Source organism: Niveibacterium sp. COAC-50 (assembly GCF_013184235.1).
In the GTDB taxonomy this organism is placed as follows: Bacteria; Pseudomonadota; Gammaproteobacteria; order Burkholderiales; family Rhodocyclaceae; genus Niveibacterium; species Niveibacterium microcysteis.
The window spans coordinates 1-24322 of record NZ_JABCJM010000008.1; the positions used below are offsets into that span (position 1 = coordinate 1).

The 24322-nt window shown below is 64.9% G+C and carries 19 protein-coding genes; 10 read left to right on the forward strand and 9 right to left on the reverse strand.

What is annotated here, in order from left to right:
* Positions 1–1409, forward strand: a 1409-nt coding sequence (gene aceF, locus HH302_RS20175) for a dihydrolipoyllysine-residue acetyltransferase (RefSeq protein WP_172204491.1), incomplete at its 5' end; no start/stop codon positions are given.
* Between the two features lie 16 nt (positions 1410–1425).
* Positions 1426–3222, forward strand: coding sequence for a dihydrolipoyl dehydrogenase (lpdA, locus tag HH302_RS20180; RefSeq protein ID WP_172204493.1), 1797 nt, complete (start codon positions 1426–1428; stop codon positions 3220–3222).
* A gap of 515 nt (positions 3223–3737) precedes the next feature.
* Here the strand turns inward: lpdA and holA are convergent.
* The 5 genes from holA to HH302_RS20205 all read right to left on the reverse strand — a co-directional run bounded on the left by holA (position 3738) and on the right by HH302_RS20205 (position 8872).
* The gene (gene holA / locus HH302_RS20185) at positions 3738–4766 is read right to left on the reverse strand and encodes a DNA polymerase III subunit delta (protein ID WP_172204495.1); all 1029 of its coding nucleotides are present in this window, start codon (positions 4764–4766) and stop codon (positions 3738–3740) included.
* A 4-nt stretch (positions 4767–4770) separates the two neighbouring features.
* Positions 4771–5301 carry an LPS assembly lipoprotein LptE gene (gene lptE / locus HH302_RS20190; RefSeq protein WP_172204497.1) on the reverse strand — a complete coding sequence of 177 codons (531 nt, stop codon included), beginning with the start codon at positions 5299–5301 and terminating at the stop codon, positions 4771–4773.
* Complete coding sequence (locus tag HH302_RS22555) at positions 5298–5828, reverse strand: GNAT family N-acetyltransferase (protein ID WP_371814743.1); 531 nt, start codon at positions 5826–5828, stop codon at positions 5298–5300. Before HH302_RS22555 ends, lptE begins: the two co-directional genes overlap by 4 nt.
* A gap of 1 nt (position 5829) precedes the next feature.
* Positions 5830–8454 (reverse strand): leucine--tRNA ligase, encoded by a 2625-nt coding sequence (gene leuS, locus HH302_RS20200; RefSeq protein WP_172204499.1) that lies wholly within the window; start codon positions 8452–8454, stop codon positions 5830–5832.
* Between the two features lie 112 nt (positions 8455–8566).
* A complete protein-coding gene (locus HH302_RS20205) occupies positions 8567–8872 on the reverse strand; it encodes a hypothetical protein (protein WP_172204501.1) in 306 nt (101 codons plus the stop codon).
* A 255-nt stretch (positions 8873–9127) separates the two neighbouring features.
* Here HH302_RS20205 and HH302_RS20210 point away from each other — a divergent pair, with 255 nt between their 5' ends.
* From HH302_RS20210 to HH302_RS20235, 6 genes are all read left to right on the forward strand, one after another.
* Positions 9128–10177, forward strand: a complete 1050-nt coding sequence (locus HH302_RS20210; protein WP_172204503.1) for an oxidoreductase — start codon at positions 9128–9130, stop codon at positions 10175–10177.
* Between the two features lie 8 nt (positions 10178–10185).
* The gene (locus HH302_RS20215) at positions 10186–10677 is read left to right on the forward strand and encodes a heme-degrading domain-containing protein (RefSeq protein WP_172204505.1); all 492 of its coding nucleotides are present in this window, start codon (positions 10186–10188) and stop codon (positions 10675–10677) included.
* Positions 10678–10740: 63 nt separating this feature from the next.
* A complete protein-coding gene (locus HH302_RS20220) occupies positions 10741–11568 on the forward strand; it encodes a MipA/OmpV family protein (RefSeq protein WP_172204507.1) in 828 nt (275 codons plus the stop codon).
* Between the two features lie 154 nt (positions 11569–11722).
* The gene (locus HH302_RS20225) at positions 11723–13768 is read left to right on the forward strand and encodes an SPFH domain-containing protein (RefSeq protein ID WP_172204509.1); all 2046 of its coding nucleotides are present in this window, start codon (positions 11723–11725) and stop codon (positions 13766–13768) included.
* Between the two features lie 222 nt (positions 13769–13990).
* A complete protein-coding gene (locus HH302_RS20230; RefSeq protein ID WP_172204511.1) occupies positions 13991–14587 on the forward strand; it encodes a hypothetical protein in 597 nt (198 codons plus the stop codon).
* 155 nt (positions 14588–14742) lie between these two features.
* The gene (locus HH302_RS20235) at positions 14743–15414 is read left to right on the forward strand and encodes a hypothetical protein (protein ID WP_172204513.1); all 672 of its coding nucleotides are present in this window, start codon (positions 14743–14745) and stop codon (positions 15412–15414) included.
* Between the two features lie 521 nt (positions 15415–15935).
* Here HH302_RS20235 and HH302_RS20240 read toward each other — a convergent pair.
* Positions 15936–16130 (reverse strand): heavy-metal-associated domain-containing protein, encoded by a 195-nt coding sequence (locus HH302_RS20240; RefSeq protein WP_172204515.1) that lies wholly within the window; start codon positions 16128–16130, stop codon positions 15936–15938.
* Between the two features lie 176 nt (positions 16131–16306).
* Between HH302_RS20240 and HH302_RS20245 the strand changes: the two genes are divergently transcribed.
* Both HH302_RS20245 and HH302_RS20250 read left to right on the forward strand, forming a co-directional pair.
* Positions 16307–16561 (forward strand): hypothetical protein, encoded by a 255-nt coding sequence (locus HH302_RS20245; RefSeq protein ID WP_172204517.1) that lies wholly within the window; start codon positions 16307–16309, stop codon positions 16559–16561.
* Positions 16562–16693: 132 nt separating this feature from the next.
* Positions 16694–18046 carry a hypothetical protein gene (locus tag HH302_RS20250; protein ID WP_172204519.1) on the forward strand — a complete coding sequence of 451 codons (1353 nt, stop codon included), beginning with the start codon at positions 16694–16696 and terminating at the stop codon, positions 18044–18046.
* Between the two features lie 549 nt (positions 18047–18595).
* On the opposite strand, the gene HH302_RS20255 is transcribed toward HH302_RS20250, so the two are convergent.
* Genes HH302_RS20255 through HH302_RS20265 form a run of 3 tightly spaced genes read right to left on the reverse strand, consistent with a single transcriptional unit; the run spans position 18596 to position 24290 of the window.
* Positions 18596–19999 carry an efflux transporter outer membrane subunit gene (locus HH302_RS20255; protein WP_172204520.1) on the reverse strand — a complete coding sequence of 468 codons (1404 nt, stop codon included), beginning with the start codon at positions 19997–19999 and terminating at the stop codon, positions 18596–18598.
* Positions 19992–23123, reverse strand: a complete 3132-nt coding sequence (locus HH302_RS20260; protein WP_172204522.1) for an efflux RND transporter permease subunit — start codon at positions 23121–23123, stop codon at positions 19992–19994. The genes HH302_RS20255 and HH302_RS20260 overlap by 8 nt, the downstream gene beginning before the upstream one ends.
* Before the next feature lie 9 nt (positions 23124–23132).
* Positions 23133–24290 carry an efflux RND transporter periplasmic adaptor subunit gene (locus HH302_RS20265; protein WP_172204524.1) on the reverse strand — a complete coding sequence of 386 codons (1158 nt, stop codon included), beginning with the start codon at positions 24288–24290 and terminating at the stop codon, positions 23133–23135.
* Between the last annotated feature and the right edge of the window lie 32 nt (positions 24291–24322).

Genomic DNA, 24322 nt, shown 5'->3' on the forward strand with positions numbered 1-24322 from the left:
CCGCCGCTGCAGCCCCTGCAGCCCCTGCACCCGCGGCGCCGGCCCCTGTCGCGGCTGCTCCTGCGCCAGCCGCACCGGCTGCCGGCGGTGGTCTGGTCGAAGTGACGGTGCCGGATATTGGCGACTTTGCCGATGTGCCGGTGATCGAAGTGGCGGTGAAGGTGGGCGACACGGTCGCCGCCGACGCACCGGTGGTCACGCTCGAATCCGACAAGGCAACGATGGATGTACCGACGCCGGTGGCTGGCGTCGTCAAGGATGTGAAGGTCAAGGTCGGTGATCGCGTGTCGCAAGGCGCGCTGATCCTGGTGATCGAGGCTGCGGGCGGCGCTGCCGTGCCGGCCGCTGCAGTGGCGCCGGCTCCGGCGCCTGCTGCGGCCCCCACACCGGTGGCTGCTGCACCCGCTGCCGCGCCCGCCGTGGCTGCTCCGGTTGCCGCTGCGCCGGCGATCACCGCGCCGGCCGGCAAGGCTCACGCCAGCCCGTCGGTGCGCCGTTTCGCGCGCGACCTGGGCGTCGACATCGCCAAGGTGCCGGGCACCGGGCCCAAGGGCCGCGTGCTGCACGAAGACGTGCAGAACTTCATCAAGGGCGTGTTCAGCCAGATCTCGACCGGCGCGCTGGTGCCGGCCGGATCGGCGGGCGCGGCAGGTGGCGGCGTCACCGGTGGTGGCGAGCTCAACCTGCTGCCGTGGCCGAAGGTCGACTTCAGCAAGTTCGGCCCGGTCGACGCCAAGCCGCTGTCGCGCATCAAGAAGATCTCTGGCGCCAACCTGCACCGCAACTGGGTCCAGATCCCGCACGTCACCAACCATGACGACGCGGACATCACCGATCTGGAAGCCTTCCGCGTGCAGATGAACAAGGAACTCGAGAAGAGTGGCGTCAAGCTGACCATGCTCGCGTTCATGATCAAGGCGGCGGTTGCGGCGCTGAAGAAGTTCCCGACCTTCAACGCCTCGCTCGACGGCGACAACCTGGTGCTCAAGCAGTACTACCACATCGGTTTCGCTGCCGACACGCCGAACGGCCTGGTTGTGCCGGTGATCCGCGATGCGGACAAGAAGGGCGTCTCCGCGATCGCACAGGAAATGGGCGAACTGGCGAAGCTCGCACGCGACGGCAAGCTCAAGCCCGACCAGATGCAGGGCGGCTGCTTCACGATCAGCTCGCTGGGCGGTATCGGTGGCGTGTACTTCACGCCGATCATCAACGCGCCAGAAGTCGCCATCATGGGTGTCTGCAAGTCGCAGATCCGCCCGGTGTGGGACGGCTCGGCCTTTGTACCGCGCCTGATGCTGCCGCTGTCGCTGTCGTGGGATCACCGCGTCATCGACGGTGCCGAGGCTGCCCGTTTCAATGCTTACTTCGCCGGCGTGCTGCAGGACTTCCGCCGCGTGCTGCTCTGAGCCGGAGACCTCAAGGATGAGCCAGATTATCGAAGTGAAGGTGCCGGACATCGGCGACTTCAAGGATGTGCCGATCATCGAGATCGCGGTCAAGCCGGGTGACACCGTCAAGGCCGAAGACGCGCTGCTGACGCTCGAATCCGACAAGGCGACGATGGATGTGCCGAGCCCGGCTGCCGGCGTCGTCAAGGAGCTCAAGGTCAAGGTGGGCGACCGCGTAGGCGAAGGTGCCGTGGTGCTGACGCTGGAAGCGGCTGCTGCTGCCGCAGTTTCCCAAGCTGCCGCCGAAGCGCCGAAGCCCGCAGCGCCCGCTGCTGCTCCGGCTCCTGCGGCAGCCCCGGCGGCCCCGCTGCCTGCCGGCAGCTACAGCGGCGCAGTCGATATCGAGTGCGAAATGCTGGTGCTGGGCGCTGGCCCCGGCGGCTACTCCGCCGCCTTCCGCTCGGCCGACCTCGGCATGAAGACCGTGATGGTTGAACGCTACCCGACGCTGGGCGGCGTGTGCCTGAACGTCGGCTGTATCCCGTCCAAGGCGTTGCTGCACGTGGCGAACGTGATCGAGGAGGCCTCGCACTTTGCCGACGTGGGCGTCGCCTTCGACAAGCCCACGGTGGATCTGAACCGCCTGCGTGCGCACAAGGAAAAGGTCATCGGCAAGCTGACCGGTGGCCTCGCCGGCATGGCCAAGGCGCGCAAGGTCGATATCGTTCGCGGCTACGGTCAGTTCCTCGACGCCTACCACCTCGAAGTGGCGCTGACCAGCGGTTCGGGCTCCGAGCTGAGCGGCGAGAAGAAGGTCATCCGCTTCCAGAAGGCCATCATCGCGGCTGGTTCGCAGGCGGTGAAGCTGCCCTTCCTGCCGGACGATCCGCGTATTGTCGATTCCACCGGCGCGCTGGAACTGCGCCAGGTTCCGAAGCGCATGCTGGTGATCGGCGGCGGCATCATCGGCCTGGAAATGGCGACGGTGTATTCGGCGCTGGGCGCGCGCATCGACGTGGTCGAAGCGCTGGAAGGCCTGATGACCGGTGCCGACCGTGATGCGGTCAAGGTCTGGGAAAAGCAGAACCTGCACCGCTTCGACAAGGTCATGCTGAAGACCCGCACGGTGGGTGTGACCTGCCGGCCGGACGGCATCCTGGTGAAGTTCGAAGGCGAGAATGCTCCGGCCGACGAGCAGAAGTACGACCTGATCCTCTCCGCTGTGGGCCGCAGCCCCAACGGCAAGAAGATCGGTGCCGAGAAGGCCGGTGTGCATGTCACCGACCGCGGCTTCATCCCGGTCGACAAGCAGCAGCGCACCAATGTGCCGCATATCTTCGGTATTGGCGACATCGTCGGCCAGCCGATGCTGGCGCACAAGGGCGTGCATGAAGCACACGTCGCCGCGGAAGTGGCAGCCGGCCAGAAGTCCTTCTTCGACGCGACGATCATTCCGTCGGTGGCCTACACCGAGCCGGAAGTCGCCTGGGTTGGCGTGACCGAGATCGATGCCAAGGCGAGTGGCCGCAAGATCAACGTGGCGAAGTTCCCGTGGGCCGCTTCGGGTCGAGCCATCGCGAACGGCTGCGATTACGGCTTCACCAAGCTGATCTTCGACGAAGAGACGCATCGCGTGGTCGGCGGCAGCATCGTCGGCCCGAACGCGGGCGACATGATCGGCGAGATCGCCCTGGCGATCGAGATGGGTTGTGACGCGGTGGATATCGGCAAGACGATCCACCCGCACCCGACGCTGGGTGAGTCGATCGGCATGACGGCAGAGGTCTTCGAAGGCACCTGTACCGATCTGCCGCCGATGAAGAAGAAGTAAGAACGTCTCGGGGGAGACTGACTGCGCTTCCGACCCGGGCCCCCCTGGGGGGAGGCCCGATGCCAGGCCGCTTGGCTGACGCATCGGGAGCGCAGGGAGCTCCCGCCTGATTGGGCGGTGAGTTCAATTGGAATGCGGCGGCTCTACGGAGCCGCCGCTTTTCCATTCAAGGGCTTGCGGCGCTTGGTGCCGGCGATGCCATAAAAATATTGAATGGCGATTTCCTTGCTTTGGTGCGGAAGGTGGATTAGGGTTAACCCTGACGGACGCCCGGAGACGCACAGAGCTTCCCGGTGAAATCCCTCCCTCCCCGCATCGGGACGCGCATGGCTCCTCCCCCTTGTCATGACGCCAGCCGTGCGCACCGGGCTGTTCCTGTCACCCAATGGCGAGCGAGAATAACCGCCGCTTCAAACAACGGACTGCGCGTACAGACACCCACCGCTTCGGCGCAAGGGTGAATAACAAAAGCTCGGCGACCTCAGGTCGCCATTTTTTTGTCCACGCTTCCCGTGTCAGGCTCGCCGGCGCCGTGGCGTGTTCGCCAGGCGCAAAGCCAACTGCAGGAATTCGTTCCAGAGCTCACCATCGCCGACACCCTTGATGATGCGGTCGACGCGGGCGGCATGCATCAGCGCCGCGCGCAGTGTGCCGAGCGGCAGACGTGGCAGGGCGCGCTGAATCAGAGCCTGTTTCTCGCGGTCGAACACCCGCTCGCGCTTGAACAGCGCCGCGAGCGGTTGACCGCTGTCTTGCCCTGCGCGCAGCAGCGCCAGCGTGCGGATCTCGGTCGCCATCGCCCACAGCACCAGCGGTGGCGCCGCGCCTTCGCCTTGCAAACCTTCGATCAGACGGGTCAGGCGGGCGGGGTCGCCTTCGAGCAGGGCGAGGCGCAGCTTTTCCGTGTCGTAACGCGCGACGTTCAGCACCGAGTCCTGCACCTGCTCAAGCGTCAGCTCGCCTGGTTCGAACAGCAGGCCGAGCTTCTGCAACTCCTGATGTGCGGCGAGCAGGTTGCCTTCGACGTGCTGGGCAATGAATTCCAGCGCATCGCGCGGTGCGCGCTGCTTCTGGCGTGCCAGCCGCCCGGCCAGCCAGTCCGGCAACTGGGGCAGGGCCGGCGCATTGCATTCGACTTCGACGCCGGCTTCGAGCAGCGCGACGAACCATGCGGCCTTGCGGGCAGCCCAGTCGAGTTGCGGCAGCGTGATCAGCGTGATGACGCCTTGCGGGTCGAGGTGTTTGACGTAGCGCTGCAGCGCCTCGCCGCCTTCGCGGCCCGGTTTTCCGGTCGGGATACGCAGGTCGATCAGCTTGCTGGAGCCGAACAGGGACAAGTTGCCCGCGGCCATCTCCAGGGTGTTCCACTTGAAGCCCTGGGTGACGACCAGCACTTCGCGTTCGTCGATGCCACGGGTGCGTGCTGCAGCGCGGATCGCGTCGCCGGCTTCGAGCACCAGCAGTGGTTCGTCGCCATGCACGATGTAGAGCGGCGCGAGGCCGCGTTCAAGCTGGCTGGCGAGCTGTTCCGGCCGAACCGCCATCTGCTTAGCGCGTCGGCGCCGATTGGGTGGCCGGCAACTCCGGCAGCGGCCACGGTGCGGCAGCCATGCGGCGCAGCACGCGTTGGATCAGGTCGTTTTCCATCTCGCGGTAGTACTGCGCTTCTTCCTGTTCCTTCGCCAGCACCAGTGCGTCGTTGAAGGTCATCTCGCGCTTCGTGGCGACTTCGGTGGCCGGGATCACTTCGCGCCCGCCGCGATCGACCACCTTGAACACGATGCGGTCGCGCAGCTCGTATTCACGCACACGGCCGTCGGTGTTCAGGCTCAGGATGATCTTCTCCTTCACATCCTGAAGGATCACCAGGCTGACTTCGGCTTCGGCCGGGCTGTCCACGATCTTGGTGCCGCCGTTGGCTGCGATCTGCCGGCGCAGGTTGGCGCCTGATTCGCTGTAGGCCGACACGCCCAGGTGGATCGACTTGAACGGCAGCGGCTGCGGGCCGCGCAGGTGGAAGCCGCAGGCGCCGAGCAGGGTCAGCCCGGCAAGCAGAAGGGCGGATCGGATTCGAGTCACGGTTGAATCTCCGGCCGCAGGCGCGGCGGCTTGGGGTGAAGGCGCGCCATCACGAGGGTGTCCACATAGTCGCCGTTGCGCAGCCCATGGCTTTTCAGTACCGCTTCCTGCACGAAGCCGCAGGACTCGTACAGCTTTATCGCGCGCGCGTTATCGGCGAACACCTGCAGTTCGATCCGCAACAGGCCGAACCAGTTGTCGGCCGTGTCGAGCAGGGCCGTCATCAGTGCGCGGCCGATGCCCTGGCCCTGCCAAGCCAGATCGACGGTGATGCCGAGCTGGGCTGCATGGGCGCGCCGCACTTCGATCTCGCGATGAAGGCCGGCGCAGCCGACGATTTGTCCGTCGACTTCCGCCACCAGCGGCGACTCGTTCGGCTTGTTGTTCTTGAGCCGTTCCACCCATAGTTCGATACCGGGGTAGGGCAGCTGCAGCGTGTTGGCAAATACTTCGGGCGGCGCCATCAGCCGGGCAAGCGCTGCTGCGTCGCCCGGCTCTGCACGTCGGATCTTGGGCTCGGCGGCCACGTCAGCAGACGATGTTCACCAGGCGGCCCGGCACGACGATGACCTTCTTCGCCGGCTTGCCTTCCATGAACTTCTGCGCGACTTCGGACGCCACTGCGGCGGCCTCGATCGCTGCCTTGTCGGCCGAAGCGGGGACCTTGATGCTGCCGCGGGTCTTGCCCAGCACCTGCAGCACCAGCTCCACCTCATCCTGAATCAGCGCATCTTCCTGCGGTTCTGGCCAGGCGGCGTGGAGGATGTCGTCGCCGTAGCCCAGCTCGCGCCACAGCGCGTGTGCGATATGCGGCGTGATCGGCGAGAGCACGCGCAACAGGATGCCGAAACACTCCTCGATCACTTCGGCGGCCAGCGCGGTGTCGCGTGGGGCCTTCTCGATCGCATTGAGCATCTTCATCGTGGCCGAGGCGACAGTGTTGAACTGCTGTTTGCCGAGATCGTAGTTGGCCTGCTTCAGCAGCAGGTGGATTTCGCGCCGGAAGGCGGCAAGCTCAGATGGGAGCTTGCTCGCGCCTAGGCTGCGCTCGGCCGGCAGTTTGCCCTTCAGCTCGGTCGCGAACACGTGGCCGAAGGCCCAAACGCGCCGCAGGAAGCGATACGAGCCTTCGAACCCGGCATCAGACCATTCCAGCGTTTGCTCCGGCGGGGCGGCAAACATGACGAAGAAGCGCGCAGTATCGGCACCGTACTGCTCGATCATCGCTTGCGGATCGACACCGTTGTTCTTCGACTTCGACATGGTGGTCATTTCGAAGTCCAGCGGCGTGCCGTCCTTCTTGAGCTTGGCACCAAGGATCTGGCCTTGCGGGCCGCGCTCGATCTCGACCTCGTCTTCCCAGTAGTAATTCTTGCCGCCGCCCTCTGGCTTGTGCGAGAACGCGGTCTTCAGCACCATGCCCTGCGTGAGCAGGTGCGAGAACGGTTCGCGGTAAGTCACCAGGCCGAGGTCACGCATCACCTTGGTCCAGAAGCGCGAGTAGAGCAGGTGCAGGATCGCGTGTTCGATGCCGCCGATGTACTGGTCAACAGTCATCCAGTAGTTGGTCTCGGCATCGACCATCGCCTTGTCCGAGAAGGTGCTGGCGTAGCGCGCGTAGTACCAGGACGAATCGACGAAGGTGTCCATCGTGTCCGTCTCGCGGCGCGCCGGCTTGCCGCACTTAGGGCAGTTGCAGGCGAGGAAGCTTTCGAGCTTGTTGAGCGGATTGCCTGAGCCATCCGGCACGCAGTCTTCCGGCAGCACGACCGGCAGCTGATCATCCGGCACCGGCACCGAGCCGCAGTCATCGCAGTGGATGATCGGGATCGGGCAGCCCCAGTAGCGCTGGCGCGAGATGCCCCAGTCGCGCAGGCGCCACTGCACCTTCTTCTCGCCGATGCCCTTGGCGGCCAGCAACTCGGCGACCTTGTTCACCGCGGCTTCGTAGGCAAGCCCGTCCAGCACGCCGGAGTTGACGCAAACGCCGCGCTCCTTGTCGCCATACCAGGGCCTCCAGGCGTCCAGCGAGAAGCTTTCGCCTTCGACCTGCACCACTTGCTCGATCGCGATGCCGTATTTCTTCGCGAAGGCGAAATCACGCTCGTCGTGCGAGGGCACACCCATCACGGCGCCGTCGCCGTAGCTCATCAGCACATAGTTGCCGACCCAGACTTCGACTTGCTTGCCGGTCAGCGGATGGGTGACGAAGAGGCCGGTCGGCAGGCCTTCCTTCTCCATCGTCGCCATGTCGGCTTCCATCACCGAGCCGTGCTTGCACTTGTCGATGAAGGCGGCGAGCTCGGGGTTGTTCTTCGCCGCGTGGGTCGCGAGCGGGTGCTCGGCGGCGACCGCGCAGAAGGTCACGCCCATGATCGTGTCGGCGCGGGTGGTGAAGACCCACAGCTTGCCGTCGCCGATCAGGCCGGACTCGTCCGAAATCTCGTGCGGGAATGCAAAACGCACGCCGATGCTCTTGCCGATCCAGTTGGCCTGCATCAGCTTCACGCGTTCCGGCCAGCCGGTCAGCTCATCCAGGTCACCCAACAGTTCTTCGGCGTACTGGGTGATACCAAGGTAGTAACCGGGGATCTCGCGCTTCTCGACCACCGCGCCGGTACGCCAGCCGCGGCCGTCGATCACCTGCTCGTTGGCGAGCACGGTCTGGTCGACCGGGTCCCAGTTCACGACCTGCGTCTTCTTGTAGGCGATGCCCTTTTCGAGCATGCGCAGGAACAGCCACTGGTTCCACTTGTAGTAGCTGGCGTCGCAGGTGGCGAGCTCACGGCTCCAGTCGATCGCGAAACCGAGCGACTTGAGCTGCTTCTTCATGTAGGCGATGTTCTCGCGGGTCCACTTGGCCGGCGGCACGCCGTTCTTGATCGCCGCGTTCTCGGCCGGCAGGCCGAAGGCATCCCAGCCCATCGGCTGCAGCACGTTGTAGCCGCGCATCTTGTGCGAGCGGGACAGCACATCGCCGATCGTGTAGTTGCGCACGTGCCCCATGTGCAGCTTGCCCGAGGGGTACGGGAACATCGACAGGCAGTAGTACTTCGGGAGCGAATCGTCCCGGGAGACTTCAAAGGCCTGGGTGGAATCCCAGTGTTGTTGGGCCGCGGACTCGATCTCGGCCGGCGTGTATTTGTCCTGCATGGGCGCGTGCTCGCTGCAAAAAGGCGAAAACGCGCATTCTACCGCCCGCACGCTGCAGCGCGGTATCCATATGCCGGGCTACGCTTGCGGCGCCCGGCATCGGGGCGTGAGATCAGGCTGCGCGGCGGACGCTGGCGCGCAGCGCGCCGAGCATGTCTTCCATGGCCTGCAGTGGCAACTGCGCGAGGTGATTCTGCGTGCGCACCATGCGGACCAGACGCGGCGCGAGGCGACGCTGGCGCTCTGCATCGGTCAGTTCGAGCAGGCGATCATGCGCTACAGCCCAGTATTCAGGCCCGCCGACCCAACCGGTGGTGTCGGTCGCATGGCGCAGCGCGTCGTGCCAGAGTTCCAGCGCCTGTTCGTCGCTGATGCCAGCCTTGCGGGCCAGCCAGGGGAGGTACATCGGGGCGTTCATGGGGGCTTTCTCGCGGCACACCCCCTGGGGGAGGGGCGGGATGGTGCGCTGCAAAAAATAAGGGTAAACCGCGAGCAAAATTATAAGATCGACGAGCGATCAATGTTAGGTGCGCGAGTCAGTTTCTTGCGCTGTAACAAGCCCTTGCGTGCAGCCGGTGGTTTGGCGCCGAGCGTTCGCTCCGGCGTTCGGGTGGTGCGGCGCGGCGGGCGCGCCCATACTGCCGGCGCTGCCACGGATTCCAGGAGTCTTCAGATGAGTTCAACAGTGCGAGTCGGCGTCGTCGGCTTCGGTTTTGCGACCGCCACCTTCCATGCGCCCCTGATCGCCTCGGTGCCGGGTTTGGAGCTGATTGCCATGTCCAGCAGCGACCCGGCCAAGGTGCACGCTGCTTGGCCGCAGGTCGAGGTGTGTGAGTCACCGGATGCGTTGTTCGCGCGGCCGGATATCGACCTCGTCGTGATCCCGACGCCCAACGAGACCCACTACCCGCTCGCGGTAAAGGCGTTGGCCGCCGGCAAGCATGTTGTGGTCGACAAACCCTTCACGCTGGATGCGGGCGAGGCGCGAGACCTGATCGCCCGCGCCGAATCCGCGGGCCGTGTGTTGTCGGTGTTCCACAACCGCCGGTGGGATGCCGATTTCCTCACCGTGCAGAAGGTGCTGGCTTCAGGCGAGCTGGGGCGCGTGGCGCACTTCGAATCGCATTTCGATCGCTACCGGCCGCAGGTGCGTCAGCGCTGGCGCGAATCCGGCGCGCCGGGCAGCGGACTCTGGTACGACCTCGGCTCCCATCTGCTGGATCAAACCCTGCAGCTGTTCGGTACGCCGCAGACGATTTCGCTCGACCTGGCAAAGCAACGCGATGGCGCTGCTGCGGACGACTGGTTCCATGCCGTCCTGCGTTACGACACGCTCCGCGTGATCCTGCATGGCAGTGCGCTGGTGCCGGAGCTCGGGCCGCGCTACGTGCTGCACGGAACGCTCGGCAGCTTTACGAAGTATGGGCTTGATCCGCAGGAAGACGCGCTGAAGCTGGGCGGCCGGCCAGGTGGCGCCGATTGGGGCATCGATCCGCGGCCGGGTGTCCTCACGATCTGTTCGGGCGACACCCTGATCCCGCACCAGCACGCCGGCGAGCGGGGTGACTACAGTCGCTACTACGCCGCGGTGCGCGACGCGATCCTGCAGGGCGCGCCGAACCCGGTGCCAGCGAGCGATGCGCTGAAAGTGATGCAGTTGATCGAGCTTGGGCTGGTGGCCTTCCGCGACGGGCGCGTCGCCCGCGTCGGCGAACTCGGTTGAGGCGTGCGATGGACTTCGAACACGAACTGGAAAAACTCGCGCGGCAGGAAGAGGCCCTCATCTTCCCGGCCTTCGACGAGGACATTGCATGGCGCCTGGGAGAGGCGCTGCGGGCGCGTGCGAAGGCCGCTGGCCAGGCGGTGACGATCGTCATCCGCCGTGGCGAGGACATCGTGTTCCTGCACGCCATGCCGGGCACCTCGCCGGCCAATGCGGACTGGGCGCGCCGCAAGCACAACGTGGTCACGCTGATGCAGCGCAGCTCCTACGCGGTATCGCTGGAGTGCCGCCGCGACGGCAAGGGGCTGGACGAAAAGATGGGCCTGCCACTGCGCGACTACGCCTGGCACGGCGGCTGTTTCCCGATCCGCGTTGCCGCCGCTGGGATGATTGGCACCGTCACGGTGTCGGGCCTGCCGCAGCGCGCGGATCACGAACTGGTCGTGGCGGGGCTGGCGCAGTTACTCGGTCACGACGAGGCGACGCTCGCGCTGGATTGATCCGCTCGGGTGGCCATGCCTCAATGGCCCTAGAATCACGGCTTTTTTGCGGAGCTGCCACGCATGAAGCCTTTCCCCCTGCTGGCGTCGCTCGCCGTGCTGGTTGCCGTGCCTGCGCACGCGGCCGACCTGCCCAAGTGGGAGCTCGGTCTGGGCGTGGGCGCCATGACCTTGCCGGACTACCGTGGGTCCGACGAGCAGCACGCCTATCTGCTGCCGGTGCCGTTCGTGGTTTACCGTGGAGATCGCCTGCGCGCCGATCGCGACGGTCTGCGCGGCAAGTTGTTCGACTCGGACCGGTTGGAACTGGACATCAGCCTCTCCGCCGGTGTGCCGGTGCGCAGCAACAGCAACGAAGCACGGGCTGGCATGCCGGACCTGAAGCCGACGATCGAGATCGGCCCGCAGCTTGTCTGGCGGATTGCGGGTAGCTGGGAAGACGGCTATCGCCTGATGGCGCGGCTGCCAATCCGCAAGGTGATCGCGATCGGAACCTCGCAGGACGCCGGTTGGGCAAGCACGCCAACGCTCTCTTTCGACATCTTCGATCAGCCGGTGCCTGGCTGGCGTTTCGCGGTGTCAGGCGGGCCTTACTTTGGTGACCGTGCAAGCCATGCCTATGTGTACGACGTTGCGCCGGAATACGCTCGCGTTGATCGCCCCGCCTATGCGGCGAAGTCGGGCTACGGCGGCGCACAGCTCACGCTGACCTTGTCGCGCCGCATGGGGCGGGCGTGGTTCGGCAGTTTCGTGCGCGGCAGCACCGTTTCCGGCGCCGCCTTCGAAGACAGCCCGCTGGTACGGCAAAGCAACAACATCACGGCCGGCATTTCGGTGGCGTGGTCGTTGTGGGAATCGGGCGAGCGGGTCGACCGGCCGATCGACGAATAAGGCGTTCCACCACAACGCAAGCGCTGTGCGCTTGTTGGCACGTGCGAACGCGCTGTGCACCTATCCTCGCTGCGGGCTTGATCTGCTGCAGGGCGTAGTGCCGTGAATCGCCAGAGGATCCTGCCTTTCCCCTCATTCTTGAAAACAGGATCCCATGGACTTTTTTGAACTGCTGGCCGGACATGCCACCGGTCTGTTCGTCTTGATCGGCCTGATCGTCGTCGCGATCGGCTACAAGTGGGTGCTGTGGTTGTTCGGCGTGATCATCGTGCCGGACGACAGCCTTGGCGTGGTGACGAAGAAGTTCGTACTGTTCGGCGCCAACCGCAACCTGCCGGACGGCCGCATCATCGCGCTCAACGGTGAGGCCGGTTACCAGGCCGATACGCTCGCCCCTGGCCTGCATGTGGCGCTGTGGCCGTGGCAATACACGGTGGAATTGGTCAAGTTCTTCACCGTGCCGCAGGGTGAGGTCGGCGTGGTCGAGGCCTGCGACGGCAATCCGCTGCCAAGCGGCCGCATCATCGCCAAGCAGGTCGAGTGCGACACTTACCAGGATGCACGCGCGTTCCTGCAAAACAGCGGCGAGCGCGGCCCGCAGATGGCGCTGATTCCGCCCGGCACCTACCGGATCAACACGCTGTTGTTCAAGGTCGATCTCAAGCCGGCGGTGAGCATTCCGCAAGGCAAGCTTGGCGTGGTGGAAGCGCTGGATGGCGCACCGCTGCCCAGCGGCCGAGTGATCGCGCGGCAGGTGGCTTGCGACTCGTTTCAGGATGGCCATGCCTTCCTCTCCGGCGGCGGTGAGCGCGGGCCGCAGATGTCGGTCATCACGCCTGGGACGTATCGCATCAACCCGGCGCTGTTCGAAGTGCATCTCGCAGACGCGGTGGATATCCCCGAGAACAAGGTCGGCATCATCACGACCAAGGAAGGCAAGCCGCTGGTGACCGGCGAGATCGCTGGCCCCGAGATCGCCGGCCACAACATGTTCCAGAACCCGCAGGCCTTCGTCGACAACGGCGGCAGCAAGGGTTTGCAGGAGCAGGTGCTGCTGGCTGGCCGCTACTTCATCAACCCGCGTTTCGCGACGGTCGAGATCGTCGATATGGTCGAGGTGCCGATCGCCAACGTGGGCGTGGTGATTGCCTACGTCGGCCGCGAGGGCCACGACGTGACCGGCGAATCATTCCGCCACGGCAACCTCGTGAGTCGCGGCGAGAAGGGCGTGTGGGTCGACCCGCTGGACCCCGGCAAGTACCCGATCAACCCCTATACCCACAAGGTCAGCAATGTGCCGACCGCGAACGTGGTGCTCAACTGGGCGACGGGCAAGACCGAAGCGCACAAGCTCGACGCCAACCTCTCGACGATCACCGTGCGCTCGGCCGACGGCTTCAAGTTCAACCTCGACGTCTCGCAGATCATTCACATCCCCCGCAACGACGCGCCCAAGGTCATCGCGCGCTTTGGCGGCATGGCGGCGCTGGTGACCCAGGTGCTGGAACCGACCATCGGCAACTACTTCCGTAACGCCGCGCAGGGCTCGGACATCATCGACTTCCTGAAGAACCGCTCGAAGCGGCAGGACGAAGCACGTCAGGCAATCGCGGCCGCGCTGAAGGAATACAACGTCGGCGCGGTCGATACGCTGATTGGCGACATCGTGCCGCCCGAAGAACTGATGAAGACCCTTACCGACCGCAAGATCGCGGAGCAGGAGCGCGTCACCTACGACACCCAGCGTCAGGCGCAGGTGGTGAAGCAAGAGCTTGAGCAGGCCACCGCACTCGCCGCCACCCAGGCCCGCGTGGTGGACGCCGAGCGGCAGGTCACGATCGCCGACTTCAACGCCAAGGCCACCGTTAAGGCAGCCGAAGGCCAGGCGCAGTCGAAGAAGATCAACGCCGAAGCCGACGCCACCGTGCTGCGCACCGTGGGCGAGGCCGAAGCCGCGAAGACCCAGGCCGTGGGTGGCGCCGAAGCCGAAGTCATCAAGCTCAAGATCGCCTCGATGGAATCCGGCAACTACGCGATGGTGCAGGTCGCCGAAGCGCTCGCGAAAGCCGGCGTGAAGCTGGTGCCCGATATCGTTGCAAGCGGTGGCAGCGGGCAGGGCGGCACGTTGGTCGATGTGTTGCTGGGTAATCTGATTCGGGATGGGATGAACAAGCCGAAGGCGGAGGGCACATCGGCCTGAGATCTGGCAAGCCGGCGGGGCGCCGTGGCGCTCTGCCGGGAGTCGGCGGTTGAGGGCTACAGCGCGTTCAGCCCAACTCACGCGGCTATTGAGTCCTCGAAAGCTTTGTCTGCAGATGTTGCCGGTCCTGCGTCGGACTGAACTGCTGATGATCGGCTAACCATTTCTGGTGTGCAGAGGCAGTTGCAGGCGTTGTTTGACGCTTCTAAAGGAGATGACAGGATGTGGTTTGTTGATCCCATCGCCATCCAAAACCACGTCATGGTTTATGCCATGGTCGCCGACAGTCAGTCGATTGAACAGGCTGCGCGATATAGGTTGGGCGTGTGCAAAGTAGTCTCGGGCGATTATGGAAATATTTCGCCGTTGCGAGACGCCCAGTCCTACGTTAGCAACTACTTGAGCGGCTCTAGCGGGTTTTATGCTGACTCGGCGCCGATGGCGGATGTGGCTGTTCGCATTCTTCGAACGCCGGCGCATGGTCGTTTGGAGCAATCTGACCCAGGTTCCAGCGGCTCGATGAAGTATAGGTATACGTATTTTGTGAGTGCCGTAGAAGGCAACTCCGGGGGCGCTGGATATAGCGGAGTTGACTCGTTCGTTGTAGAGGTGGGCATCGGCCGCCTGGCTGTTGAGATTCAATATACGGTCGATGTGCTTGGGGAGGGTCAGCCTGACACGTATATTGACGAGAGCGGAACGCGTCGGTCTCATTCGGGCATTTGCGGGGAAAGACCTGAATGGAAGACTTCTCAGGGGGGCGGCCCTGCACTGGTGATCAGTTTTCTGGCTTTGCACGATGCAACCCTGGCCATGTAGGGCGGGCTTGATTCCATGAAAAGCGGCTTACGCCTGTGGCTAACCCGCCCTACCTCTACGAGGTCGCGATGTCCGGGCCCGATGACCGAGGAGGTTGGACTTCATTGCATTCAGCCCAACCTACGGGACTCATAAAATGGAATGGAGATGGGGCTGTGAACGGGGTCTATGGTTCGGTTCTTGCCTTGATTGGAAGCGCGACTATTGGTTGGGGTTCTATTTCCGAAGCGGCGCCAAGTGAGGGTTTTGATTTTTCCTTAAGTGGTTATTGCAGAGTTGTTGGTTCGCGAGACAACCTTCCGGATAATCAGATCGGTGGCGTTCGGCAACCGAACTATATTTCTCCGCTTGATGCCGTTGAGGCTTATTCGATAGAACATGGGGCCCATCTCCATGGCGTGGCTGCTCAGTCAATCGAGATTGTTGAGCCGCCTAAGCATGGAAAGTTGGTTCGCGTGCCGGACGGAGTTAGAGACGGAACAGTATTCAGGTGGGAATGGGAGTACTCGCCACAAGATGGTTATCGTGGCCTGGATGGATTTGTCGCTGTGGCCCAGGTGGGGGGTAAGAAGATCAAGGTGGCTGTGCAATTGGTGACCGTTGGCATAGTTGCCGACGCACCCTACAGAGAAACAGCCGCCCATCCTGAATATAGGCTAGCTAACAATTGCGAATTGAGAAGTAAGGTCAGGGCCGTAGGTTGGGCTGAGCTTCTCGAAGCCCAACGAATTGCCAAAGCCACATCGTGTGGTTCTGGGAGCCGTGCGTTGGCCGCGGTCCCGCCCTCGGCGGGCATCTTGCTTTCTGGCTACAGCACCAGAAAGTAAGCAAAGAGTGCCGCCCTGCGTTCGCGGTCAGGTGCGGAGCACCTGACTACCCTCGCGTGCTCGCGACGTCGGGCGGCTGCGGAACTCGGCCCTTCGGGCCTCAGACAGTCCTCGCCGTCGGCGCTACGCGCCGATCCCCCGACCCCGCTGCGCCACTCGGCGCTCTCGACGTGACCCAAAGTCAAAAGCGTCAGTTGAGCAACGCCTGTGTGCTCTACCTAGTCTGCGATGAACCACAGCGGAATCTGGGCTCATCGCCTGACTTTAAGCCGTTCTCCGGAACCCCGCCTTTTGCCTGCATGCGGTGCGTGGGCTCACCGCTCCGGCATCCGTGACCAATCAAATGTCCTGAAGGCTGAGTACGGAGAGGCCCCGTATCTTGGGCGGTCGAGCTGCAGGTTCTTCGAATGGCCGTCCATGCAGATCGGTCGCAATAGACCTAACGTGTGGCCCCACTGTGCGCTGCCGGTTGCGCCGTGCTGGTGCAGTTCAGCGGGGCCCGCGTGCTGCGGGCCCCGTGCTTATCTGACCGGTGGGTAGCCGGCCTCAGCCAACGCGTCGGCCAGGGTCTGACGGTCTTCGGTGCTGCGTACGCCGACTTTTTGCGCTTTCAGGTCGATGCTCACCTCGCAGTCGGGGTCGGTCAGCTTCAGGGCCTTGGTGACCATGCTGGCGCAGTGGCTGCAGGTCATGTCAGGTAGTTGGAACTCGTTCATGGTCGCTCCTATCAAGAGGCAGTTAAGGGAAGCGAAGCCTCCAGCTTGCCCCTGCCGGAAGGTCAAGCGCTCAAAGCGAATAAAACCTTCGTCAGGGTGCTTGACCTTCCCATGGGGGCAAGCCCGAGAGTGGCTTTCGGGCGTGGTGAGCACGCCTTCCAACTCAGGAGTCCGTCATGAAGTTCATCGCGCTGCGCGTGAGGCCGTCGCTGGTGGCGCACGGCTACACACCGGACAACACAGAAATCGTCGAGCACATGGATGAGGCGCCCTTTGCAGACAAGCTCGTCGCCATCGAGCGCATCCAGTCGATCAGCGATCGCTACCTCTTGGTGACCGGTTCGCATGGCCGGGTGATGTATTGGGAATACGAAGGTGGCTTCGATGAGGTCCTTAGGCGCTTGGAACAGGCGGGTTTGTTGATCGCGTAGGCGTTGGGGTGTTTTGTTCTTCGGGGCGACGTGACTGCCCGATTGGCGCACCGCGTTGGCACTGGTGGCTGCCAGAGCGGAGGACGAGCCCTGAGGCACAGGTTTCCAATTGAGAGAATGAAGGAGCACAACATGGAGCATGGTTCGACGCGTCATGCGGCGATGGCATTAAGCAGTTTGGCAGCGGCCCTGCTGGCCGCTTGCGGCGGTGGTGGCGATGGTGGCGGGGCAATCGAGCCGCCGGTCAGCAGCCCCGTCGGCTGTGTGGCCTTGCGCGAGGAAATCTCGTGGTATCGCGACACGCTTTCGAGCGAGTGGAACGATGTCGTGATTGATGAGCAGCAGCACATCTGGCTCGCGGGCTGGAGCAATGGCGTGGTTGGCCAGACGAATATCGAACCTGCCGGGAACAGCCGGGCCGTTGTGCGTCGGCTTGATGCCGACGGCACCCTGCTCTGGGATGCCGGCGCACGTTTCGATACGCCGGGCGCGGACGCGGCCGAAGCGCTGGCGATTGGCCGCGATGGCACGGTCTTCGTGGTCGGTCGGACCACTGGCAACCTGGACGGTGCAGACAACGCAGGCCAGTTCGACACCTTTGTCGCCTGGGCCGAGCGCCCCGGGTTGGCCACGCCGTGGCGGACTTTTCAGATCGGTACCGATCGACCCCAGCATCCACGCCGCGCCGCTGTGGATGCGCGTGGCAACCTGCTGATCGCCGGACACGACGATGAGTACGTGCCGACCAACTACATCGAGGCGTGGAGCGATGCGTTCGCAATGCGGCTCGACCGTCAGGGCGCGGGCACTGCCGACGACCGCCTGACCGCGACGTGGACCCATCGATCGAACAGCGCCGAACCCGACATCGGCGGCGGGGTGGCGAGCCTCGAGACGGCCGATGGCGCTGCCACCTTTGTCAGCGGTGCGGTGCAGAGCGGCACCCAGCGCGGCATGTACCTGCGCAGGCTGGATGGCTTAGGGCAGACAACGTGGACCACCCGCTACAGCGCGGTGCCACTCGACCATGTTGCCGTGATCCGGCCGTTGGCGGGCGGCGATCTGCTGATCGGCGGCTCGGTCTACGGCAGCTTTCCAGGTGCGGTCGGGCTGGGCCAGCAGGATGTCTTCGTCGCTCGCGTCAGTGCGGCCGACGGGCGAGTGCTGCGCAGTTGGCAGCTCGGGTCATCCGGCGCTGAATGGCTGGCCGATTTGCAGATTGACCGTGAGGGCAACATCGTCCTGTTTGGCGAGACAACCGGCAGCGTGGTCGCGGGGCAACCCAACGCGGGCGGCAATGATCTCTTCATGATGAAGATCGCGGGTAACGACGGCCGCGTGCTCGCCACCCGTCAGTGGGGTACTGCAGACGACGAACGCGCCGGGCGCGTGGCTCTGGATCAATGCGGGCGCGCCGTGGCGGTCGGCAGTTCGGGCGACCGCTACCGCCGCGATGCAATTGCCTGGTACTGGCGCCCGTCTTGACCTGCTGTCGCATCGCGACGAGTGCGCGGGCTGAGCTGCCGGGCGGCAACGGGCCGCAGGGGATATCTAGGGTGCGAAGTGCGTCAAGATACCCGTGGCCTCCGTGCCGATCGGACATTGTTTCATGTTGCCGCACAGGTCGAGGGAGCGTTTGATGCCTGATCCGAGAACACGAAACAAGGTTTCAGCGTGGGGTAACGACGAAAGTTTGTGGACCATCGTATTCAGGCGTCACTTCGGTTGCGAACGTTCAGCATGGCGCGCTGTGGTCTAGTTCGGCCACGTCACCGGACTCTGTTGTTTGATTGCTTTTACGACTGGAACCCCGGCCCGGTTGCGTTTGCGCAGCAACGCTGTCGGAACCGCGCACGTTATGCGGGCGACTTGTCCAAGCCGAGTGGGGTGGGTTGGTTTCATCAACTCGCGCGGACCACAGTCGGCGCCGTTTGCGCCGTGCGCGCTGCGCCTAACCCGCCCCACTTTTTTGCGCCCGCCGAGACCGATTTGGTGGCGGACGGCTCTCGGCGAGCAACGCCGTGATCGTCGTGGTCACGGCATCGGTTCCCAGCCCCCGCCCAGCGCCGCGAACAGGTTCACCGTGTAGGCGAGCTGCTGGTTTTGCAGCGTGACGACGTCGAGCTCGGCCTGCAGCTGGTTGCGTTCGGCGTCGAGCACGTCCATGAAACTGGTGAGGCCTTCCTGGTAGCGCAGGAAGGCGATGTGCTGCGCTTCGCCGAGTGCGGTGGCGCGCTGGCGTTTGCTGTCGGCCTGCTCGCGGGTCTTGCGCAGGTTGACGAGGCCGTCTTCGGTTTCGCGGAAGGCGGTCTGCACGGTCTTCTTGTAGGTGGCGACCATCTCGCGCTCGCTGGCTTCGGCTTGCCGCAACTGGTTTTTAAGCTGGCCGCCCATGAAGATCGGTTGCGTGAGGCCGGCGGCGAGGCTCCACAGCGCGCTGCCGGGGTCGCCGAGCGTGTGCAGCTCGCTGCTCTCGTAGCCGGTGGCGCCGGTGAGCGAGATCTTCGGGAAGAAGGCGGCGCGGGCGGCGCCGATATTCGCGTTGGCGGCGCGCAGTTGCGCTTCGGCGGCGAGGATGTCGGGCCGGCGTTCGAGCAGTTGCGAGGGCAGGCCGGGCGGGATGTCGAGATCGGCGGTCAGCGTGTCGATGTTGCGGCCGCGCGGCACCGGCCCCGGGTTGCGGCCGAGCAAGGTGCTCAGTGCGTTCTCCTGCAGCGTGATCTGGCGTTCCAGGTCGGGGATGCTGCTGCGGGTCTGTTGGGTTTGCGCGCGCGCCTGGGCGTAGTCGTAGCCCGAGGCCACGCCGCCTTCGAAGCGGCGCTGCGTCATGTGCAGCGTTTCTTCCTGCGTGGCGAGGTTGCGGCGCGCGATCTCAAGCTGGCGATCGAGCGCAAGCAGCTTGAAGTAGGCGGTGGCGACCTGCGATTCGAGCGAGATGCGCAGCGCCTGCTGGTTGTACTCGCTGGACAGCAGCTTCTCGCGTGCGGCATCGCTGGCGTTGCGCAGACGGCCCCACAGGTCCAGCTCGTAGGACACACCGATGGTCGCCTTGATGTCTTCGCCGTGCCGGTCGCCCGGCAACCGCGGCGCGGCTTCGGCGCTGCGCATCGTGTGCTGGTCGCTGAGGCCGCCGGTGACCTGCGGGTAGCGCTGCGCATCGGTGATGCCCAGTTGCGCGCGGGCCTGCTCGATGCGGGCGTAGGCGACCTTCATGTCCTTGTTCTCGGCGAGCGCGGTGTCGATCAGCTGGTTCAGCGCGTCGTCGCCGAGGAGCTTCCACCATTCGCTGGGCACAGCGGCCCCGCTGCGGGCGCCGGTGTGCTCGGCCTGGCCCCATTGCGGGGGCGCTTCCACATCGGGGCGCAGATACACCGGAGCCATGTTGCAGGCGGTGAGGCTCAGCAGCAGCGGCAGGATCGCAAAGCTTGTCTTACGCATGGTCATGCTCCTTCGTCGCAGCGGCGGGCTGCTTGGCCGCGCCCTTGCCGGACACCAGGGAAAAGAACATCGGAACGAACAGCACGGCGAGGAAGGTGGCGGCGAGCATGCCGCCGATGACGCCGGTGCCGATAGAGTGCTGGCTGTTGGCGCCGGCGCCGAAGCTGATCGCCAGCGGCACCACGCCGAGGATGAAGGCCATCGAGGTCATCACGATCGGGCGGAAGCGCAGGCGCGCGGCCAGCAGCGCGGCGTCGCGGGCACTGTGGCCCTGCTGGTGGAGCTGGTGCGCGAACTCGACGATCAGGATCGCGTTCTTCGCGGCCAGCCCGATCAGCGTAATCAGGCCGATCTGGAAGTAGATGTCGCAGTTGAGCCCGCGCAGCCACACCGCGGCGAAGGCGCCGAAGATCGCGAAGGGCACGGCGGTCACCACCACCAGCGGCAGCTTCCAGCTTTCGTACTGCGCGGCGAGGATCAGGAACACCACCACCAGGCCGAACGCGAAGGCGAGCGTGGCGGCGCTGCCGGCGCGTTTTTCCTGGAAGGCGGTGCCGGTCCAGGCCAGCGCGTAGCCTTCGGGCAGCACTTCCTTGGCGACGCGCGCGATGGCGGCAATCGCTTCGCCCGAGCTGTGCCCCGTCGCCGGGTTGGCCATGAGCTTCGCGCCCATGAAGCCGTTGAAGCGGTTGATGATCTCCGGCCCGCTGATCTGCCGCACTTCGGCGACCGCGCCGAGCGGAATCATCTGGCCCCCACTCGAACGCACATGCACCTTGCTCACGTCTTCCGGCCGCATGCGGGCATCCGCTTCGGACTGCAGCAGCACCCGGTAGGTCTGGCCGAACTTGTTGAAGTCGTTCACATAGAGGCTGCCGAAGGTGGCCTGCAGCGCATCGAAGATGCTGTTGATCGGCACGCCCAGCGCCTTGGCGCGGTCGCGATTCACGTCGACGTAGATCTGCGGCACGTTGGCGCGCATCAGCGTGGTGACGCCGGTGAGTTCCGGCTGCTGGCCGGCCTTGGTGATGAAGTCCTGAGTGACCTTGGCGAGCTGCTGGATGTCGCCTTCGCCGCGGTTCTGGATGTAGAACTCGGCGCCGCCGGTGGTGCCCAGGCCCGGAATCGGCGGCGGGTTGAAGCCGAGGATCATGGCTTCGCGGTTGCCCTGCGTGCCATGCATGAAATCGTAGATCGCGTTGCGGATGTTGAGCGCGACGCCGCGTTCCTCCCACGGCTTCATCACCGAGAACACCGTCGCGGCGGAAGTCTTCAGGTTGCCGGTGAGGATGTCGTAGCCGGAGAGCACCACCACATCCGCATTGCCTTCGAAGCCCTTGGCGGCGTCGCCCGCCTGTGCGGCGACCTGCTTCGTGCGCGCGAGCGAGGCGGCGTCCGGCAGCTGCACGGTGGCGAGGTAGTAGCCCTGGTCTTCCGGCGGAATCAGCGCGGTCGGCACCGTCTTCACCAGGCCGCCGAGCATCAGCAGCACACCACCGGCACAGAGCAGTGCCAGCACCCAGCGGCGGATGATCGCGGCGACCGCGGCGCCGAAGCGGTCGGTGGCCTTGTCGAACAGGCGGTTGAACCAGCGGAAGAAGGCGGCCGGCTCGGTGTGGCCGGGCTTGAGCAGCAGCGCGCACAGCGCCGGGGTGAGCGTCAGCGCGACGAAGCCGGAGATGGTGACCGACACCGCGATGGTGATCGCGAACTGCTTGTAGAGCTGACCGGTGAGACCGCCGAGGAAGCCGACCGGCACGAACACCGCGCACAGCACCAGCACGATCGCGACGACCGGGCCGGTGACTTCCTGCATCGCGCGCAGTGTGGCTTCGCGCGGCGGCAGATGTTCGTCGCGCATGATCCGCTCGACGTTTTCCAGCACCACGATCGCGTCGTCGACGACGATGCCGATCGCCAGCACCAGGCCGAACAGCGTCAGCGTGTTGATCGAGAAGCCGAGCAGGTACATGCCGGCGAAGGTGCCGACCAGCGACACCGGCACCGCGATGCAGGGGATCAGCGTGGCGCGGAAGTTCTGCAGGAACAGGAACACCACGAGGAAGACCAGCACGATCGCTTCGAGCAGGGTCTTCACCACTTCGTGAATCGAGGCCTTCACGAAGGGCGTGGTGTCGTAGGGCACGCTGTAGCTCACGCCTTCGGGGAAGCTGGTCGCCAGCTGCGCCATCGTGGCCTTCACCGAGTTGGCCACGTCCAGCGCATTGGCGCCGGGCTGCAGGTAGGTTGCGACCATCACACCCGGCTTGCCGTTGAGCGTGCCCGACATCGAATAGTCGCGCGCCCCGAGTTCGACGCGGGCGACGTCGCGGATGCGCACGGTCGAGCCATCCGGATTGGCGCGCAGGATGATGTTCTCGAAGGCCTCCGGGTCGGTCATGCGGCCCTGGGCGCTCATCGTGTAGGTGAATTGCGGGCTGCCGTCGTTGGGCGTGTCGCCGATCTTGCCGACCGCGAACTGCGCGTTCTGCTCCTTGATCGCCTGCACCACATCGGCGGTGGTCATCTTCAGTTCGGCGAGGCGGTCGGGTTTGAGCCACACGCGCATCGCGTAGTCCTGCGCGCCGAGAATGGTGGCGTCACCCACGCCGGGCAGGCGCTTGAGCGCGTTGACCACGTTCAGGTAGGCGTAGTTGGAGAGGAACACCGTGTCGTACTTCCCCTCGGGCGACGACAGGGTGACGATCTGCAGCATGTTCGTGGACTTCTTCTGCACGATCACGCCGTTCTGCTTCACGCTGTCCGGCAGCACCGGCAGGGCGGTCTGCACCCGGTTGTTGACGTTGGTCGCGGCCTGGTCCGGGTCGGTGCCGATGTCGAAGTAGACGTTCAGTGTCATGGTGCCGTTGGCGGCACTGGTGGATTCCATGTAGATCATGTTCTCCACGCCGTTGACCTTGTCCTCGATCGGCGCGGCGACGGTCTTCTGCAAGGTGTCGGCGTTGGCGCCGCTGTATTGCGCGGTGACCGAGACGACCGGCGGCGTGATGTCGGGGAACTGCGCGACCGGCAGTTTGAAGATCGCGGCCGCGCCGGCCAGCATGATCAGGATGGACAGCACCGATGCGAGGATCGGGCGGTCGATGAAGGTTCTGGAAATCATCGTCGTTCCTCAGCGTGCAACCGTGGTGGGCTTGGCGGGCTGCTCGGCCGCGACCAGCTTCACCGGTTTGTCTGCACGCACCTTGGCGAGCCCTTCGACGACGACCTGGTCGCCGGCCTCCAGGCCCTTGCTGATGAAGAAGCGGTCGCCCTGCGTACCGGCGGTCTCGACCGGGCGGCTGCGCGCCACACCGTCCTTGCCGACGACGTAGACGAACTGCCCTTGCGCGGAGGTGCCGACAGCCTTCTGCGGGATGACGATCGCGTCCTTCGCCTCGATGCCCTTGAGCGTGACCTTCACGAACTGCCCCGGCATCAGCTGCGCCTTCGCGTTGGGCAGTTCGGCGCGCAGTTGCAGCGTGCCGGTGGAGGTGGAGATCAGCGTGTCGGAGAAGTTCAGGCGCCCGCTCACCGGGTACACCGTGCCGTCGGCCAGCGTCAGCTGCACCTCGAGCGGTGCCTTGTGCGGCAGGTCGAGCATGCCGGCGGCGCGCTTGCGTTCGAAGTACAGCTTCTCGCGCTCGGGCAGGCTGAACATCACGTACATCGGGTCGATCTGCACGACCTTGGTCAGCAGCGAGCTGGGGCCATTCACCAGCGAACCTTCGGACATCAGCGACAGGCTCGCGATGCCGGACACCGGCGAGGTGACGCGGGTGTAGTCCAGATTCAGGCGCGCCTTGGTGACGTTGGCCTGCGCGGTGAGGAGCGCGGCCTGCGCCTGCTCCATCGCCGAGCGCGCATCATCGACATCCTTCTGCGCAACGGCCCTTTCCTTCAGCAGCGGTTCGACGCGGGCCAGATCGCGGCGGGCCTTGTCGAGCACCGCCTTCTGTTGCGCGTACTGCGACTCCGCCTGGTCCAGCGCGGTCCTGAATTCGGCCGGGTCGATCTGGTAGAGCGGCTGGCCTTCGGTGACCGGGTGGCCTTCCTGGTAGCTGCGCTTGAGCAGGATGCCGGTCAGGCGCGGGCGTACTTCCACTTCGCGCGAGCCCATGGTCTGGGCCGGGTAGGTGGCTTCGATGGCGATATTGCGTCGGACGACGGTCTCGACGACGACTTCGGGTGTGCCGGCTTGGGGCGCTTCCGGCGACTTGCAGCCAGCAAGACCAGCAGCGATGAGCGGGCCGGCAAGCAACGCCGACAGGAATGCAGATTGGGCTTTCATGGGGGCCTTGATGGGGCGGGTTGGGGCAGTGT